This window comes from Alphaproteobacteria bacterium (assembly GCA_033344895.1).
Lineage (GTDB): Bacteria > Pseudomonadota > Alphaproteobacteria > UBA8366 > Aestuariispiraceae > Pacificispira.
Window position 1 is genome coordinate 1,946,622 of record JAWPMN010000001.1, and the last position, 18,008, is coordinate 1,964,629.

General features: G+C 63.0%; 15 protein-coding genes. 10 read left to right on the top strand and 5 right to left on the bottom strand.

Annotated elements, in window-relative coordinates:
* Nucleotides 1–63: 63 nt before the first annotated feature.
* Together R8L07_09555 and speB are read right to left on the bottom strand one after the other, a co-directional pair.
* Nucleotides 64–1,254 (bottom strand): response regulator, encoded by a 1,191-nt coding sequence (locus R8L07_09555; GenBank protein ID MDW3205781.1) that lies wholly within the window; start codon nt 1,252–1,254, stop codon nt 64–66.
* A 100-nt stretch (nt 1,255–1,354) separates the two neighbouring features.
* Complete coding sequence (speB, locus tag R8L07_09560) at nt 1,355–2,320, bottom strand: agmatinase (GenBank protein MDW3205782.1); 966 nt, start codon at nt 2,318–2,320, stop codon at nt 1,355–1,357.
* A 181-nt stretch (nt 2,321–2,501) separates the two neighbouring features.
* On the opposite strand from speB, the gene R8L07_09565 reads away from it, so the two are divergent.
* The 5 genes from R8L07_09565 (at nt 2,502) to R8L07_09585 (ending at nt 10,341) form a co-directional block, all read left to right on the top strand.
* On the top strand, nt 2,502–3,680 hold the full coding sequence (locus R8L07_09565) for an efflux RND transporter periplasmic adaptor subunit (GenBank protein ID MDW3205783.1): 1,179 nt from the start codon (nt 2,502–2,504) through the stop codon (nt 3,678–3,680).
* 12 nt (nt 3,681–3,692) lie between these two features.
* On the top strand, nt 3,693–6,863 hold the full coding sequence (locus R8L07_09570) for a multidrug efflux RND transporter permease subunit (protein ID MDW3205784.1): 3,171 nt from the start codon (nt 3,693–3,695) through the stop codon (nt 6,861–6,863).
* A gap of 58 nt (nt 6,864–6,921) precedes the next feature.
* On the top strand, nt 6,922–8,280 hold the full coding sequence (gene rimO / locus R8L07_09575) for a 30S ribosomal protein S12 methylthiotransferase RimO (protein ID MDW3205785.1): 1,359 nt from the start codon (nt 6,922–6,924) through the stop codon (nt 8,278–8,280).
* Nucleotides 8,281–8,402: 122 nt separating this feature from the next.
* On the top strand, nt 8,403–8,876 hold the full coding sequence (locus R8L07_09580; GenBank protein ID MDW3205786.1) for an NUDIX hydrolase: 474 nt from the start codon (nt 8,403–8,405) through the stop codon (nt 8,874–8,876).
* Nucleotides 8,863–10,341 carry an anion permease gene (locus R8L07_09585; GenBank protein ID MDW3205787.1) on the top strand — a complete coding sequence of 493 codons (1,479 nt, stop codon included), beginning with the start codon at nt 8,863–8,865 and terminating at the stop codon, nt 10,339–10,341. Before R8L07_09580 ends, R8L07_09585 begins: the two co-directional genes overlap by 14 nt.
* Nucleotides 10,342–10,566: 225 nt before the next feature.
* Here R8L07_09585 and R8L07_09590 read toward each other — a convergent pair whose 3' ends face one another.
* Entirely contained in the window at nt 10,567–11,193 is a 627-nt protein-coding gene (locus tag R8L07_09590) for a YajG family lipoprotein (GenBank protein MDW3205788.1), read from the bottom strand.
* 182 nt (nt 11,194–11,375) lie between these two features.
* The gene (locus R8L07_09595) at nt 11,376–11,924 is read right to left on the bottom strand and encodes a response regulator (protein ID MDW3205789.1); all 549 of its coding nucleotides are present in this window, start codon (nt 11,922–11,924) and stop codon (nt 11,376–11,378) included.
* Nucleotides 11,925–12,110: 186 nt separating this feature from the next.
* Here R8L07_09595 and R8L07_09600 point away from each other — a divergent pair, with 186 nt between their 5' ends.
* Together R8L07_09600 and R8L07_09605 are read left to right on the top strand one after the other, a co-directional pair.
* Nucleotides 12,111–13,106, top strand: coding sequence for an adenosine kinase (locus R8L07_09600; protein MDW3205790.1), 996 nt, complete (start codon nt 12,111–12,113; stop codon nt 13,104–13,106).
* Between the two features lie 12 nt (nt 13,107–13,118).
* Entirely contained in the window at nt 13,119–13,994 is an 876-nt protein-coding gene (locus R8L07_09605; protein MDW3205791.1) for an AEC family transporter, read from the top strand.
* Here the strand turns inward: R8L07_09605 and R8L07_09610 are convergent.
* Nucleotides 13,991–15,304, bottom strand: coding sequence for a methyltransferase (locus R8L07_09610; protein MDW3205792.1), 1,314 nt, complete (start codon nt 15,302–15,304; stop codon nt 13,991–13,993). The genes R8L07_09605 and R8L07_09610 overlap by 4 nt on opposite strands.
* 176 nt (nt 15,305–15,480) lie before the next feature.
* Here R8L07_09610 and R8L07_09615 point away from each other — a divergent pair, with 176 nt between their 5' ends.
* The 3 genes from R8L07_09615 (at nt 15,481) to R8L07_09625 (ending at nt 17,930) form a co-directional block, all read left to right on the top strand.
* Nucleotides 15,481–16,269 (top strand): MotA/TolQ/ExbB proton channel family protein, encoded by a 789-nt coding sequence (locus R8L07_09615; GenBank protein ID MDW3205793.1) that lies wholly within the window; start codon nt 15,481–15,483, stop codon nt 16,267–16,269.
* 26 nt (nt 16,270–16,295) lie between these two features.
* The gene (locus R8L07_09620; GenBank protein MDW3205794.1) at nt 16,296–16,976 is read left to right on the top strand and encodes a flagellar motor protein MotB; all 681 of its coding nucleotides are present in this window, start codon (nt 16,296–16,298) and stop codon (nt 16,974–16,976) included.
* 126 nt (nt 16,977–17,102) lie between these two features.
* Nucleotides 17,103–17,930, top strand: a complete 828-nt coding sequence (locus R8L07_09625) for an MBL fold metallo-hydrolase (GenBank protein ID MDW3205795.1) — start codon at nt 17,103–17,105, stop codon at nt 17,928–17,930.
* Nucleotides 17,931–18,008: the final 78 nt, after the last annotated feature.

Sequence of the window (18,008 nt, forward strand, 5' to 3'; positions counted from 1 at the left end):
CAACGCAACACGGATTATGGCACAAAACCGCGTCGCTGGAAAACGGATGTTGTAACGCGGGGTTCAGTCGGGCTCTTCGCCGGTCTTGTCGGACGGCGCGTCCGATTCCTCGTCGAGGACCTCGACCTCGACATCCTCGACGTCGGACGAAAGCAACTGCTTCTTCGCCGCCGGACGTTTGAGTTTCGACTCTTCCCGCTCCTCCAGGGCCAGCTTGTTGGCCTCCTGAAAATCGCGACTGACATATTGCAGTCCGGCGGAATTGCGCAGGAACTTTGCGTTGGCGCGCTGCAACTCATCCAGCAGCTCGCGCCCGATCATGCCGCCGTCTCCCTTGATCTTGTCCCGGACGACGGCCTTCAGGATGCGAACATGCTCCCCGATCAGGTCGCAGCAGGAATCCGACCGGTCCAGATTGTGAAGCGTCAGGTCGAACAGCGATCGGGCAACCTGGCTGACCAGCGGATAACCGAATGTTCCACCCTGGCCGCGCATCTCGTGGGCCAGGAAGTTGATCCGATTGAACGGTTTGCGGCGGTCGGCCGTCTGCGATGCGCGGCAGGCCTCCAGCGCGGCGTCGATCTGCTTGATGAAATCCAGCGTCCAGTCCCGGAAATCCTCGGCCCAGTTGTCCATCTCCCGCTGGACGTCCAGAACCTTCTGAATGTCGATCGTGGCGTTTGCCATGCGTCGTCGCAGATCCTGCGGCGGATCGTAGAAGGTGACGCCCTTCGCCTCGTCGGATTGCTCCGCATCGCGCCGTTCTTCCGGGCTGAGGGCCTCACGGCGGCGGCGGTCGGGACCGAAGAAGCTGCCGATCTTCACATAACGGCGCTTGTCCTTCAGCGCCGCCATCAGATGGATCGCAACCGATTGGGCCGAAAACGGCTTGCTGAGGAATTCCGACACGCCGAGATCGCGGGCCAGCTGCACGCGCGCCGGATCGGAAAATGCCGTGATCATCACGAAGGGCAGGAAACGGTTCGGCGATTCCTTGTGCTTGCGCACCCAGCGCAGCAACATTGCGCCGTCGACCGGATGCATCACCCAGTCGGACAGAATGGCGTCGACCCGGCTGGCCCCGGCCGCGGCCGGGTCGCGCGAAACGGTGCGCAGAAGATCGATCGCCTCCGCCCCATTGGATGCCCGCAGGATGTTCCCGACGCCGAAAGTCCTCAGGACCGAGGCCAGCAGGCCCCGAATCTGCATCTGATCCTCGACGATCAGGATCGTGGTATGTTTCAGACCGCTCATCGTTCAATCGGACTTTAACCGGGTTCCCGATCGAAGCCATGCAGTTTCTGTGCCTTCGACGGCATTTCCGCCGACCCCGCCTTCCGTCGGTGCGCGCCCGTCACCCGGCGGCCTTCTTCTGCGCCATAAGGCACAGCCAGTCATGCCCGATCGTCGCTGCCGCGATGGCGGTGATCTCGGCATTGTCATAGGCGGGGGCAACTTCAACCACATCCGCCCCGACCCAGTCTATGCCGCCCAGATTTCGAACGATCTCCAGGGCCTGGGCGCTGGACAGGCCGCCTGCCACCGGTGTGCCGGTGCCCGGCGCGAAGGCCGGGTCCAGACAGTCGATATCGAAGGTCATATAGGCCGGTCCGTCTGTACCGACGATTTCCAAGGTGCGATCGATCACCGCCTGAACGCCGTTCTTGTGAACCCAGGGTGCGTTCAATTCGGTAAACCCGTAATCGTCGTCATTCCAGGTCCGCAGGCCGATCTGGACGGATTTTTCGGGAATGACGATGCCCTCCTTGGCGGCCCGCGCAAACATCGATCCGTGATCCAGACGCTTGCCGTCGTCCGGCCAGGTATCGCAATGCGCGTCGAAATGGACCAGCCGGACCGGACCGTACTTTTCCGCATAGGCCCGCAGGATCGGGTAGGTCACGAAGTGGTCGCCGCCGAGACACAGGGTGGCCGTATCCTGGGCCAGGATACCGGCAATGTCCTTGGTGATCACGTCGGGCGCCTCGACGCCGTAACCCCAGTCGAAATAGACGTCGCCCCAGTCGACCACGGCCAGCGTGTCGAACGGGTCGAAGCCGAAGGGAAACGCCTTCAGTTCGGCCAGTTGCACCGATCCGGCCCGGATCGCGCGCGGGCCCAGCCGGGCACCGGGCCGATAGGAGGTCGCCAGGTCGAAGGGAATGCCGACAACCGCGACATCCGCATGCGTCAGATCGCGCGTATACTTGCGTCGCAGGAAACTCAGGGCCCCGGAATAGGTGCCGTCCAGGCCGCGGCCGGTGGCCGATTCCGCTCGGAACGCCTGATCCCCGTCGATTTCCACCGAATGCGATGGCATGCGCCGTCTCCCCCAAAAAAAACCTGTGCAAACAACAAGGTCGCGAGTGTGCGTCCCTAACCGACGGTTCGCAAGGGACTAACAACGTGGGAAAAGTTTGATGAGGGTCTTTTTTGCAGTGCAAAGGACACTATCTAGTTTACTTCCTTTTTTGAGCGCGGTTTCCGAGAGGACGAGGACGATGGGGAAAACGGCTATGGCGGCTTTGGCCGCCGTCTTGCTATTGGCGACGGCCTGTGACGATGCGAGCCAGCAGAGCCAGGGCGGCGGCGGTGGTGCGCCGCCACCTCCAGCGGTCACGGTTTCCGCGCCGCTGGTCCAGCCGCTGATCGAATGGGACGAGTTCACCGGCCGTTTCGAGGCGGTCGAGGATGTCGTTGTCCGGGCGCGGGTCACCGGCTATGTCCAGGAAATCCACTTCGACGACGGGCAGCTGGTCGAAAAGGGCCAGCTGCTGTTCACCATCGATCCGCGCACCTATGAAGCCGACGTGGCCGCCGCCAATGCCGCTCTCGTGTCGGCACAGGCGGCCCAGCGCCTCGCGACGGACAATCTGAACAGATCCGAGAAACTGGTCTCCGGCCGGACGATCTCGGAATCCACGCTGGATCAGGCGCGACAGGAAAAGGCGTCTGCCGATGCCGCGGTCCAGGCGGCGCGCGCCACGCTGGCACGGGCCCGGCTGGATGTCGAATTCACTGAGGTTCGGTCCCCGATTTCCGGGCGGATTTCGGATGCGCGCGTCGATGTCGGCGACCTCGTGATCGGCGACAACAACCCGACCGAACTGACCCGTGTCGTTACCATCGATCCCATGTATTTCACGTTCGAACTCAGCGAACGCGATTACCTGGGCTACCAGCGCTCACGGCTGAAGGGCGACATGGCCCAGGCCCGCGACGGCTCGGTCCAGGTCGAACTGCAATTGTCCGATGAGGATGACTGGACCCGCGCGGGGGCGATCGACTTTGTCGATAACACGGTCAATCGCGGAACGGGGACGATCCGGCTGCGTGCCGTCGTGCCGAATGCGGATGGGGTCATCACCCCCGGGCTGTTCGGCCGTCTTCGGTTGCCGGGATCGCCGATCTATGACGCGATTCTGGTGCCGGATTCGATCATTCTCAGCGACCAGTCTCAGAAGCTGGTTCTGGCGGTCAATCAGGACAATGTCGTCGAGGCGGTACCGGTTCGCCTGGGCCCGCGTGAACTGGGGCTGCGCATCATCCGCTCCGGACTGACGCCGGAACACCGCATCATCATCTCCGGTGTCCAGAAGGCCCGCCCGGGCATGACGGTGGCGCCGCAGGACGGCCGGATCGAGCTCCCGAAACCTCAGGGCGCCGGCGGCGATCAGTAAGGCTGAGCGACAATGAAAATCTCGCATTTCTTTATCGACCGGCCGATCTTCTCGGCGGTCCTGTCGATCCTGCTGCTCGTGCTCGGCGGGATATCGATGCTGGGTCTGCCGATCTCGCAGTATCCGGAAGTCGCGCCGCCGACCATCCAGGTCACGGCCAGCTATCCGGGCGCGTCGGCGGAAACCGTTGCCGAAACCGTCGCCGCCCCGATCGAGCAGGAAATCAACGGGGTGGAGAACATGCTCTACCTCACCTCCCAGGCGACCGGGGATGGAAATGTCACGATCACGGTGACATTCGAACTGGGCACCGATCTGGATGCCGCGCAGGTCCTGGTGCAGAACCGGGTCGCGGTCGCGCTGCCGCGCCTGCCGCAATCGGTGCGCAATCTGGGCGTCACGACGCGCAAGAATTCGCCGAACCTGATGATGGTCGTCCATATGCTGTCGCCGGACGACTCCCTGGACCAGCTCTATATCTCCAACTACGCCTTCCTGCAGGTGAAGGACGTGATCGCGCGCCTGGACGGTGTCGGCGACGTGCGCATCTTCGGTGCGCGGGAATATTCCATGCGGGTCTGGCTGGATCCGGAACGGATGGCGTCGCTGGGCCTCATCGTCGAGGACGTGATCGCCGCGGTGCAGAACCAGAACGTCCAGGTGGCGGCCGGGGTGGTCGGGGAGGAACCGCTGCCCAATGCGGTCGATTTCCGCCTGAACGTCGAAACCCAGGGGCGGCTGGTCGAGCCGAAGGAATTCGAGAAGATCATCGTCAAGCGTGGGGAGGACGGCAGCGTCACCCGGATGCGCGATATCGGCCGGGTGGAAATTGGTGGATACGACTATTCCACCAACTCCTATCTGGATGGAAAGCCGGCGGTTGCCATCGCCATCTTCCAGCGCCCGGGCAGCAACGCCCTCGCGACGTCGGATGCGGTGATTCAGAGCTTCGAGGAATTGAGCGAGGCCTTCCCGAAGGGCATGGCTTACAGCATCGTCTACAACCCGACGGAATTCATCGAACAGTCCATCGACGCCGTCGTCGAGACGATCTTCGAGGCGGTCGTACTGGTCGTGATCGTGATCGTGCTGTTCCTGAAGACCTGGCGTGCGGCGATCATCCCCATCGTTGCGATCCCGGTCTCGCTGATCGGCACTTTCCTGGTCATGGCGATGATCGGCTATTCGCTGAACAGCCTGTCGCTCTTTGCCATGGTCCTGGCCATCGGGATTGTCGTCGACGACGCCATTGTCGTGGTCGAGAATGTGGAACGGAACCTGCGCCGGGGCCTGTCGCCGCGTGAGGCCGCGCGCCAGACCATGACCGAGGTTTCGACCGCGCTGATCGCGATTTCCCTTGTCCTTCTGGCGGTCTTCATCCCGACCGCCTTCGTCCCGGGAATCGCCGGGCAGTTCTATGCCCAGTTCGCGGTCACCATCGCGACCTCGACGCTGATCTCGCTGATCGTGTCGCTGACCCTGTCGCCGGCACTGGCGGCGCTGCTGCTGCGGGAGGAGGATGCCTCGGAGAAGCCGTCGCTGATCATGCGGCCCGTGCACGCCTTCTTCCGGCTGTTCGACAAGGGCTTCGATTCCCTGGCCAACGGCTATGGCGCGATGGTCGGCAAGCTGGTGCGCATCCCGATCATCGTGTTGATCATCTATGGCGGCCTGATCTACGCCGCGGTCGACATTTTCCGCACGACGCCGGGCGGTTTCGTGCCGGAAATGGACCAGGGCTACTTCATCGTCGTGGTGCAGACTCCGTCCGGCGCCGCCTTGAGCCGAACCGATACGGTGGTCCAGGATCTCAGCACGAAACTGCGTGGAATCGACGGCATCTCCCATACCGTTGCCTTTGCGGGGTTCGATGGGGCGACCTTTACCAATGCGTCGAATGCCGCGGCGATCTTCACCCCGCTGCTGCCGTTCAAGGAGCGGATTGAAAAGGGTATCGACGCGAACGCGATCTACGGTCAGATGTGGGGGATCGCCTCGCAGGTCCAGGACGCGGTCGTTTTCGTAATCAAGCCTCCGCCGATCCAGGGCATTGGCACCGGGGGCGGGTTCAAGATGTATGTGCTGGATCAGCGCGGGCGAGGGCCGGAGGCGCTGGAAGCCGCGGCACAGCAGCTCGCGGGCGCCGCGAATGCCGACCCGGGGCTGACGCAGGTCTTTACCTTCTTCAATACGCGTACGCCCAAGATCTACGCCGATATCGACCGGCATAAGGCGGAAATCCTGAACGTGCCACTGGAACGTGTCTTCTCGACCCTGGAGACGTTCCTGGGCTCGTCCTATGTGAACGACATCAATCTGTTCGGCCGCACCTTCCGTGTGCGCGTACAGGCCGATGCGGAATTCCGTGACGATCCGTCCGATATCGGGAAATTGTGGACCCGGAACCTGGATGGCGACATGGTGCCGCTGTCCGCCCTGGCGAAGCTTGAGGACCGGACGGGCCCGTATCGCGTCGCGCGCTACAATCTTTTCCCTGGCGCCGCGGTGCAGGGGGCGACCGTGCCCGGGGTCTCCACCGGTGAGGCCATTGTCCGGATGGAAGCGCTGGCGGATCAGGTCCTGCCGGACGGGTTCAGCTATCAGTGGACGGAACTGGCCTATCAGGAGAAGCAGGCCGGGGATACCGCGATCTATGTCTTCGCGGCGGCCGTCCTGTTCGTCTTCCTGCTGCTGGCGGCACAGTATGAAAGCTGGCTGCTGCCCCTGGCGGTGATCCTGATCGTGCCGATGTGTCTGCTGGCAGCGATGTACGGCGTCACCTGGCGCGACATGTCCAATGACATCCTGGTTCAGATCGGGCTGGTCGTGCTGGTCGGACTGGCGGCCAAGAACGCCATTCTGATCGTCGAATTCGCCAAGCAGGCGGAAGAGGAAGGCATGAACCGGTTCGAAGCCGCCGCCGATGCCGCCCGGGCCCGCCTGCGGCCGATCCTGATGACGGCCTTTGCCTTCATCCTGGGGGTGACACCGATGGCGGTCGCCACCGGGGCGGCTGCGGAAATGCGCCAGGTTCTGGGGACCGCGGTGTTCTCCGGCATGGTCGGCGTGACCTTCTTCGGTCTGATCTTCACCCCGGTGTTCTACACGGTGTGCCGCAAGCTGGCGAAGGATACCCGGCAGAAGGAAGCGGCCGCCCGGACGGTCAAGGCCGGCGAATCGTGATCGGTCGGGCGCTGGTGACGCTTGAGTGGCGGGCGATTCTGGGATAGGACCCGCCGCCATGACCACTGCGCCCAAATCCGATACCCGGGTCACACCCGGAAAAGTCGGCTTCGTCAGCCTCGGCTGTCCGAAGGCTCTGGTTGATTCCGAACGCATTCTGACCAGCCTTCGGGCCGAGGGCTACGACCTGTCGCCCTCCTATGAAGGCGCCGACGTTGTCGTGGTGAATACCTGCGGTTTCCTCGACAGCGCCAAGGCGGAATCGCTGGAGGCGATCGGCGAGGCCATGGCGGCAAACGGCCGTGTCGTGGTGACCGGCTGCATGGGGGCCGACGAGGCGGCAATCCGGGCCGTCCACCCCAATGTCCTGTCGGTCAGCGGCCCGCAGCAATATGAACAGGTGGTTGGCGCAGTACATGATGTCTTGCCGCCGCTGCACGATCCGAAGTTCGATCTGATTCCGCCGCAGGGCGTGAAGCTGACGCCGCGTCATTACGCCTATCTGAAGATTTCGGAAGGCTGCAATCACGCCTGCAAATTCTGCATCATCCCCTCGATGCGCGGGAAGCTGGTGAGCCGCCCGGCCGCCAAGGTGCTGTACGAGGCCGAACGCCTGGTGAAGGCCGGGGTCAAGGAACTGCTGGTCGTCAGCCAGGACACATCGGCCTTCGGCATCGATCTGAAAGGGGCGGAAAGCCGCTGGAACGGCCGCGAGGTTCGTGCCGACATCGAGACCCTGTCCCGCGAACTGGGGTCGTTGGGCGCCTGGGTTCGGCTGCATTACGTCTATCCCTATCCGCATGTCGACCGGCTGATCCCGCTGATGGCGGAAGGATTGATCCTGCCCTATCTCGACATTCCGTTTCAGCATGCCAGCCAGAAGGTCCTGAACCTGATGCGCCGCCCGGCCCATCAGGAAAAGACCCTGGGCCGCATTCATGCCTGGCGTGAGACCTGCCCGGATATCGCCATCCGCTCCACCTTCATCGTCGGTTTCCCTGGCGAGACGGAAGAGGATTTCCAGTTCCTGCTGGACTGGTTGAAGGAAGCGCGGTTGGACCGCGTCGGCTGCTTCAAATACGAGAATGTCGACGGCGCCGCCGCCAATGATCTGCCGGACCATGTGCCGGACGAGGTCAAGGAAGAGCGCTGGAACCGCTTCATGGCGGCCCAGGCGGAGATCAGTGCCGAAAAGCTTCAGGAAAAGGTCGGCCGTACGCTGGACGTCCTGGTCGACGAAGCAATGGACGAGGACGGATTCGTCACCGCGCGCTCCTATGCCGACGCGCCGGAGATCGACGGTCTGGTCCATGTCGAAGGTCCGGGCACGGAAAGCCTGAAACAGGGCGACATCGTCCGGGTCGCAGTTCGCGAAGCCGACGAATACGACCTCTATGCCGAGCCCGTCACGGGCTGAGGGGCATCTGAACTCCAGGGCAAGTCTTCATTGCCTTTTTGACTCATCCGAATCGTGCGTTAAACACTGTTGCACTTTTGTGACGGGGCATGCCCGTGCACAGGGCTGACGATCGGTGGTTCATGCTGCTGCAGGCGAAATCTGTACAACAAGTCGCTTCGCTCCCCTTCGTTTTCGTGGGGGGCGAGCCCCTTGTGCTGTTGATCACGTCGCGCGAACGCAAGCGCTGGATCATCCCCAAGGGCTGGCCGGTCAAGGGCCGGTCGACCGGCGCCGTGGCCGCCCAGGAAGCGGCAGAGGAAGCCGGCGTGATCGGAGTCATCGCCCCGGAACCGATCGGCTATTTCGACTACAGGAAACGGATGGCGGCCGGGTACGAGGTGCCGGCATCGGCAGTCGTGTACCCGTTGCTGGTGCTGGAGCAGCGGCTGACCTGGGAAGAGCGCAAGCAGCGCAAACAGCGCTGGTGCACATTGGAAGAGGCCGCGCGACGCGTGGATGACAAGAAACTCGCGGCCCTGATCACGGCGCTGCGGCAAAACGGCTTCGGCGCCCTGACGGCGCTGGCGGAAGGTATGATGGATGGCGCGCCTTAAGGTTTCTCTCGACAAAGACCTCGAAAAAATCGTCCACGTGGAATCCGCGACCCGAACCGTGTCGGGAAGTTACGCGGCCCTCGGGGTGGCGATCATCTTCCTCGGCCTGTCCGGCGTCATTGCGGGATCGGTCTCCGGCGTGTCCAGCGACGCCGCCATCGTCGTCTTCGCGGCGATCCTGGGCGGATACATGGCGCTGAACATCGGCGCGAACGATGTCGCGAACAATGTCGGGCCCGCGGTCGGGGCCCGCGCGTTGACCATGGTCGGCGCGCTGGCGATCGCGGCCATTTTCGAAAGCGCGGGCGCCCTGCTGGCGGGCGGCGACGTGGTCAACACCATTTCCAAGGGCATCATCGACCCGTCCCTGGTCCCGGACAGCGAAACCTTTGTCTGGGCCATGGTGGCCGCGCTGGTGTCGTCTGCCCTCTGGGTCAATCTCGCGACCTGGATCGGGGCCCCGGTTTCAACGACCCACGCCGTTGTCGGCGGGGTGATGGGGGCCGGCATCGCCGCCGTCGGCTTCCAGCTGGTCAATTGGGGCACGATGGGGGCGATTGCCGCCAGCTGGGTCATATCGCCGGTGCTGGGGGGAATCATCGCGGCGGCCTTTCTGGCCTTCGTGAAGACCTATGTCATCTATCGCGACGACAAGATCGCGGCGGCCCGCCGCTGGGTGCCGCTGCTGGTCGCGATCATGGCGGGGGCCTTTGCCTGGTATCTGTGCATCAAAGGGCTGAAGCGGATCTGGCGCCCGGATGACCTGACCATTCTGGCCGTTTCCGGCGGCACCTTCCTGGCGGTCTGGCTGACCATGCGACCGCTCATCCGGCGTCAGTCGGAAGGCATGGAAAACCGGAACCAGTCATTGCGCATCCTGTTCCGGATTCCGCTGATCTGCGCCGCGGCACTGTTGTCCTTCGCACATGGTGCCAACGATGTGGCCAACGCGATCGGCCCCCTGGCCGCGGTTCTGCACAGCGTGCAGGCCGGTGCGATCGCCGGCAAGGTCGCGATCCCCAGCTGGGTCATGATGATCGGTGCCTTCGGGATCAGTCTCGGCCTGTTCCTCTATGGCCCGAAACTGATCCGGATGGTCGGCGCGAAGATCACAAAGATGAACCCGATGCGGGCCTATTGCGTGGCGCTGTCGGCCGCCATCACGGTGATCATTGCGTCCTGGCTCGGATTGCCGGTCAGTTCGACCCATATCGCGGTCGGTGCCGTCTTCGGCGTCGGGTTCTTCCGGGAATACTATACCCGGCGCAGCCGCAAGCGGCGGCAGATGGAACAGCGCAATACGCAGTCGGAACCGGAAGTCGAGACCCCGCCAGCCGAGATTGCACATCGAAAGCTGGTACGACGGTCCCATTTCCTGACCATCATCGCGGCCTGGGTCGTGACCGTTCCGGCAGCGGCGTGTCTGTCGGCGGTGGTGTTCTACCTCACACTGATGCTGCATTGAGGCCGGTCACAGGTCGCCGCTGATTTCGGGTACGATGTCGTTCGCCGGCCCGTTTTTCCGGTCGCCGACGCGGCCCTGGCGGCCTTCGCCTTGGGGACACCCGGATTGGGAACGTGCATCCAGGGCAGGGTCTGCGGGAGTACCGGGCTAGGACCGGTGTCTCAGAAACGAAAACGGCGCCCGGATCTCTCGGGCGCCGTTCCGTTATCCGCTGCCGTGAACGGCTTAGCTCGTCGGCGCGTCCTGTAGGGCTTCGAGCACCTGCGGCATCGCGATGGAGAGCGATGTCTCCAGCGCCTCTTTTAGGGCCGCGGCTTTCAGCGATCCGGTGCCGACGAGGCTGCGCTCCGAGATGTCGGCGCTGTAGGTGACCGGGATCGTCGCGACGACGGCGCCGTTCGACTTCACCGTGAGCTCGTAGAACAGCGTCGAAATGGCGCCGATCGTCATCATGCCGGTATCCTGGTCGGTGAAAACCTTGGTCACCTTCACTTCGATGGCGCGGGCGGCGTCGTCCACTACGGTGCTTCCGGATTTCTCGACGGTGTATCCGGCGAGCTCGAGCTCCGAGGCGATTGCATTGGCGATCCAGATCGCGGGGTCGTTAACCGGCACGACGTCCGCGGTACGGGCGCCGAAACCGTTCTTGACGGTGCCGATGATCAGCCGGCCTTCCGGATTGAGGTCGTTCGTGTAAGCGGCTTTCGGTGCGGCGGCGACGACGGTGCCGCTGCCCTTCGGCTCGTATCCCTGTGGCGTGTAGCCGAGTTCGATTTCCTGATCGACAAAGGCGCAGGCCTGGAGGGCGAGCAGCCCAAGGCCCAGAAAAATCCCTTTCAACACAGATTTCATGATGGTCCCACCCGATTGAATTGATACCGCGACGCGCGACGCGCTCAGGTCGGATACGAAGCACGCGTGGCCCTGTCAACCGCTGGTTGCCGGACCTGTCGCTCTTCAGCAGGTTTTTGACATTGTCCTGGGAAAGGCCTCTTTCCACCTCGCCAATGTCGTACGTGTGGCCCGTCTTCCGGTCACTCGTCGTCGCTGATTTCGAACACGATGCCCTCTGTCGGCCCGCCTTTCCGATCGCCGGCGCGGCCCCGGCGGTCCTCCATGCCTTCCGGCAGGGTGATCTGTTTCCGGCGCCGGTCGGGTCCGTGATAGGTCCGCGTGTCGATGAAGGCACGTGGCCGCTCGATGACCGACTGCAGGCGTGCGTACATGGCGCTCGCGGAGACCGGTTTCGCAAGATACTCGTTCACCCCGGAATCGCGCGCCTGTTCGACCCGGCGGCGTTCGGTATGCCCCGTCAGCATGATGATGGGGACGGTGCGGACGATCTTGTTCTTCAGGATCCGGATGTTGCGGGCAAAGGCCAGGCCGTCCATCGGTTCCATCATCCAGTCCGCGATGACGATGTCCGGTCTGCTTTCAGTGATTTCCCGAAGGGCGTCCTGCGCATTGTTGAACTCCTCGATACGGCCGACTTCGAAGGCCTGCAGGAGCTGCTTGATCAGATTCCGCATCGCCAGATCGTCTTCGACCAGCATGATTTTCAGTTGGCTCAGGTCGATCGGCATTCCTGTCGCGGCTCCGGTTTCCGTGATTCGCCCTCAGCACGAACATTGCCAAGAGTTTCGTCGCTTGCCAATTGTGCTGCTCCTGAGCGGCTGAAAACGGCCTGCGGGATTGCCCGTCCGCCGGTCAGCGGTTAAGTAGCGGGCCGAAGGAAAATTGCGGACAGCCCCCGGGAAAGGACCAAATTCATGACGGAAACGCGGTATGATGTTGTCGGAATCGGCAATGCGCTGGTTGATGTGCTGGTCGAGGTCGATGACGATGCGATCGCCGCGGCAGGAATGGCGAAGGGCGGCATGACCCTGGTCGAACGGGACCAGTCCGATGCTCTCTACGATACGCTGCCGCCCGGAATCGAACGATCCGGCGGGTCCTGCGGCAATACCATGGCCGGACTGTCGGCGCTGGGCGGCAAGGGCGCCTATATCGGCAAGGTCCGCGACGACCAGTTCGGCGACGTCTTCCGTCATGACATGAAGGCCATCGGGGTCGACTTCGTCGCGGCGCCGGCGGTCGAAGGGCCCGGTACCGGAAAATGCCTGGTGATGGTCACTCCGGACGCTCAGCGTACCATGGTGACCTATCTCGGGACGGCGTCCGATTTCACTGCCACGGATGTGACCGCTGACACCATCGCAGCCGGCAAGGTGGTGTATCTGGAAGGCTATCTTTTCGACCGCGATGCTGCGAAAGAGGCCTTCGCCGCCGCGGCGGATGCCGCCCATGCGGCCGGCCGGGAAGTCGCGCTGACCCTCAGCGACAGCTTCTGCGTCGACCGGCATCGCGATGCCTTCCTGACGCTGGTGAAAAACCACGTCGACATCCTGTTCGCCAATGAGGACGAAATCGTCTCGCTGTATCAGGCTGAGAATTTCGACGACGCCCTGCAGCACGCCCGGCGGGATTGCCGCATCGCCTGTCTGACCCGTTCCGAGAAGGGATCCGTCGTGATTTCACGGGACGAAGTGCATGTCGTCGATGCCGAACCGGTGCAGAAGGTGGTCGATACGACCGGCGCCGGCGATCAATACGCGGCGGGCTTCCTCTACGGGTATACGCAGGGGCACAGCCTCGCCGATTCCGCACGGATTGGCGGCATCATGGCTGCGGAGGTGATTTCGCATTACGGCGCACGGCCGGAAGTAGACGTTGCCGCGCTCGTCCGCGACAAGCTCGGCGTCTGACCCGGCCCGGCAATGCTCGCTGATCTGTTCGCGGTCCTTGCCCCCGTCTTCGTGACGGCCGGCATCGGGTTTGCCTGGATCAAGGCCGGGCGAACACTGGATACCAATCAGTTCACGCCGATCATCGTCTTTGTCGGCAGCCCCTGCCTCGTCTTTTCGACGCTGATGGAATCCGGCGTCGATATCGCGTTGCTGGGCCAGATCGCCGGTATTGCGATTCTGGCTCACGCGGCCGCAATGGCGATGGGGTTTGTGGTGCTGAAGGCGGGACGTTACCCCGTTCGCGCCTTTCTGCCGTCGCTCATGCTGCCCAATACGGGCAATATGGGGTTGCCGCTCTGCCTGTTTGCCTTCGGCGATATCGGGCTGGCCTTGGGCATTGCCTATTTCACGATCTCGGCCCTGCTGCAGTTCACGGTGGGAATTTCGATCGCGGCGGGCGGCATGTCGGTCAAGCGGGCCTTGTCGTCGCCGCATATCTACGTCGTCTCCTTGGCGATCCTGCTGCTTTGGACGGATACCACCCTGCCGGAATGGGTATCGAACACGGTCCAGTTGATTGGGCAGTTCACCATTCCCCTGATGCTGCTGTTCCTCGGCGTCTCGCTGGCCCGTCTTACGGTGCAGGGGGTCGGGCGGGCCGTCATCCTGTCCTGTGTCCGGATCGGCGGGGGCCTGTCGGTCGGGATCCTGCTGGTCTGGGCTTTCGGCCTCACCGGCCCGGCGGCGGGTGTGGTTCTGATCCAGTCGGCGATGCCGGTCGCGGTGTTCAACTATCTCTTCGCACAGTATTACGACAACAGCCCTGCCGAAGTTGCCGGCCTGGTCGTCGTTTCCACCGCGATCAGTTTCGCGACGCTGCCCTTCCTGCTGGCCTTCGTGCTCTAGGCGTCGCGGCTCAGCACCGCGACAGCTTCGACATGGCCGGACCAGGTGAACTGGTCGACCGGCACGGCGTTGGTCAGGGTATATCCGCCGTCGACCAGGCTGCGCAGGTCGCGGGCCAGCGTGGCGGGGTTGCAGGAAACGGCGACAATTGTCGCAACGTCGCTGGCGGCCAGCATTTCCGCCTGCGGCGCGGCCCCGGCGCGAGGCGGGTCGAAGACGACAGCCTGAAAGCGGTTCAGTTCGGCGGCGCTCAGGGGATTGCGCGCCAAATCACGGCATTCGGCCTGCAGGCGCAATCCGGCGGCGCCGCGCCGCAACGCCGCGACGGCGGGTTCCGACCCTTCGACGGCGACGACATTGGCACCGCGCCTGGACAGAGGGATCGAGAAACTGCCGCAGCCGGCATACAGATCGGCGACGCTGTCCGCCCCTTCCGGGACACCCGACAGCACCAGATCGGTCAGGATGTCCTGACCCTCGCGGCTGGGCTGCAGAAAACCGCCGATCGGCAGGTCCACCGGCACGCCCGCGAAGACGGTGCGCGGCGTCCTGCGTGCGGCCAGCGGCTCGGCAATGCCTTCGGTTTCCCAGCCGATCCGGGCGATGTCATGAAGCTCTGCGAATTCCACGAGCGTCTGGCGTTCGTCCAGGGACGGGTCGCCGCCGGCGGCGGGCACCAGCAGGATTTCGATACCGGTGTCGCTGAGCGTGAGCTGAAGATCCGCGCCGCGGCCGAGGGAGCCGAGTCCGCCGACCAGATCCCGCAAGGCCGGCAGCAGGCCGGTCAGTTCCGGCCGCGCCACGGGACATTCCTGGACATCGATCACCTTGCTGCTGGCCCGTTCGTTGAAGCCCAGCACGGTCCGGCCGGAGAGCCGCAACGCCGTCAGCCGAAGGCGCCGACGGGCACCGGGCGGGACCGTCCGCGTCGGTTCGACGCAATCGACGGGCAGATTCTTGCGCGCCAGTGCCTCGACCAGCTGGTCCCGTTTCAGATCGGCAATCAGCGCATCCGACGCATGCTGTAATGTACAGCCGCCGCAATGGGCGGCGTGGCGGCAGACCGGCTCTACCCGGCCGGGCCCGGCCTGCAGCAGCGCCTTCAGGGTGGCGGCGCGGCCGTCCCCTCTCGACGGGCCGGGGATGGCTTCCACCCGATCGCCGGGAACGGTTCCCGGGACATAGATCGGCCCGTCCAGTCCGGCCGCGATACCGTCGCCGCGGGCGCCGATCCGGTCGATGGTCAGTTCAATCGGGTCGGCCGGGCGAGGCGGGGCGGACCGGGATTTGCGGCGGTGTCGGTGGCGCAAGGTGAACTCCTGCCCTCGGCAAGGGCGACTTTTCTTGTGTTCTCAGAGATTCGGCGACCATAGTTGGCCAACTAGTTGCGGTCGACATCGAACGAATCGCGCATACTGTCGCACATTTGCTTGGGCGTGGCAGCCCGGATATCAGGCTGAGTTCACGGGGGAGTCAGTCACAGCCTATGTCTATCAATACCTTATTCGCTTTTATCCTGGCCTTCGGCCTGTTCGTATTTGCGGTGGTATCCTCCACCGACAATTACTTCATCTTTGTCGACGTGTTCAGCGCGGTCATGGTCATTGGTGGAACGCTGGCCGCGACCTTTCTGGGCCAGGAATACCGCTATGTCATGCTGTCCCTGCGGGCGATCTTCAGCATGTTCGCGGTGCATCGTGCCGGACGAAACATCCTCAATCAGGAAGTCGGCCGCATCATTCAGTGGGGCTATCTGGCGCAGCAGAAGGGTCTGATCGGCCTGGAACAGGAAATGGGCAAGATCGAGGCTGACGATTTCCTCAGTTTCGGCGTCGAGAACCTGCTGAGCGGCTATACCGGCGAGGAACTGCGCGAATCCATGGAGATCGCAGCGGAGAAGACCTTCGAGCGCAACATGGTGCCGGCCAATATCCTGAAAGCCATGGGCGCGACGGCGCCCGCCTTCGGCATGATCGGAACCCTGGTCGGTCTGATCATCATGCTGTCCAATCTCAGTGAAGATCCCAAGTCGCTGGGGACCGGCCTGGCCGTGGCGCTGAACACTACGCTCTACGGCGTGCTGTTCGCCCGGTTGATCCTGATTCCGGCCTCTACGAAGCTTACGCAGCGGCAGCAGATACAGCGCTTTCGTCACGAATTGATCACGGAAGGGCTGGTCATGCTCGCGGAACGCCGCTCACCTCGGTATATTGCGGATCGAATGAACAGTTTCCTGGACCCCAATATCCGCTTCGACATCGACAAGCAGTCCTAGGTTGCGGCGGTACGGGGAGCGAGACGATGGCGAGACGACGCAGATCCAGCCCCGCGGCTTCCGATGATGAAGGCGAAGACTGGATGGTGACCTACGCGGACGCCATCACCCTGCTGATGGCGTTCTTTGTCATGCTTGTCTCTTTCTCGAAAATCGAACTGCCGGTTTTCGAACAGGTTCAGGCCGGGATTGCCGAAAAGATCGGCGGGACGACGGACAAGGACACGCCGATCTTCTCGCTGGAAGCCAAGATGAACTCCGTCATGTCCGAGGCCAGTACGTTCCCGCCGGACGCGGTGAATGTCGGCTTTGACGACGAGGGGTTGGTCATCGACTTCGCGGCCGGTTACTTCTTCGAACCCGGAACGACGGTTCTGACGCCGGGGGCGGTCGACGTTCTGGATGCCGTTCGGCGCGAACTGGAAGAGCCGCCCTATGACGTGTTCTTCGTCGATGTCGAAGGTCACACGTCGGACCTGCCGCCCGCCAACGGCAGTTTTCCGAGCAATTGGGAACTGTCCGCCGCCCAGGCGGCGCGGGTCGTCCGTGCCTTTATAGAGCTGGGGATGCAGCCGAAATGGCTCAACGCATCCGGATATGCGGATACCGAACCGAAAGTGCCGAACCGGGACGTGGCGCAGCAGCCGATCCCGGCCAACCAGAAAAAGAATGAACGCATTACCCTGCGTCTCTATCCAAAGTTCTGAACTGACAGGAAGAATTTTGGTTAAAAAAATAGACAAATTTGGCTCAAATCGCTCTTATGCGATGAAGCGAATGAGGCTGGGGCGGCGGTGCGTGATTGAAGCCGGGGGCGGAAGAAAGGTTTAGGAATGGCGTTCAAGGTTAAGTTCTGGGGCGTTCGTGGATCCATAGCATGTCCGTCGCCGCGCCATATCGGTTTCGGCGGCAATACAAGCTGCATCGAAGTCGCGGCCGGCGGGGAACGGATCATCTTCGATGCCGGCACCGGCATCCGCTCGCTCGGCCAGTGGATGCTGAAAAAGGACGTGAAACACGCCCATCTGATGCTGTCCCACACCCATTGGGATCATATCAATGGCTTCCCCTTCTTCACCCCGGCCTTCCTGCCGGACCGGTCTTTCGAGATCATGGCCGGCCATGTCGAGGCCGATCAGGGTGGCATCCGCAAGGTGTTGTCCGGCCAGATGGCGCAGCCCTTCTTCCCGGTGCCGCTCGAAGCGATGCGCGGATCCCTGACTTTCTCGGATTTCAGCGCCGGTGATACCTTCAACCTGTCGGAAAATGTCCGCGTGCGAACGGCGCCGCTGAACCATCCGAACGGCGCGACCGGCTATCGCATCGAACATCGCGGAAAATCGGTGTGCTATGTCACCGATACCGAACATGTCCCCGGCGAACCCGATCAGAACATTCTGGGCCTGATCGAGGGGGCGGATCTGGTGATCTATGACAGCACCTATACCGAGGAGGAGTTCCCGGAAAAGGTGGGCTGGGGGCATTCGACCTGGGAGGAAGGCATCCGTCTGTGCCGCGCGGCCAATGTCCGGATGCTGGCGATCTTCCATCACGATCCGACCCATGACGACGCCTTCATGGAGGCGCTGGAGCTTCAGGCACGCGAAGTCTGGTCCGGCGCCATCGTGGCGCGTGAGAACATGCGAATCAATCTGCTGTAGCCCCCCTGGTTCGGCGGGTATTTCCCTACCGCGACGCCCCTCATTCGGGAGTTTGGGGCAATTTTGCAACAAAAGGGC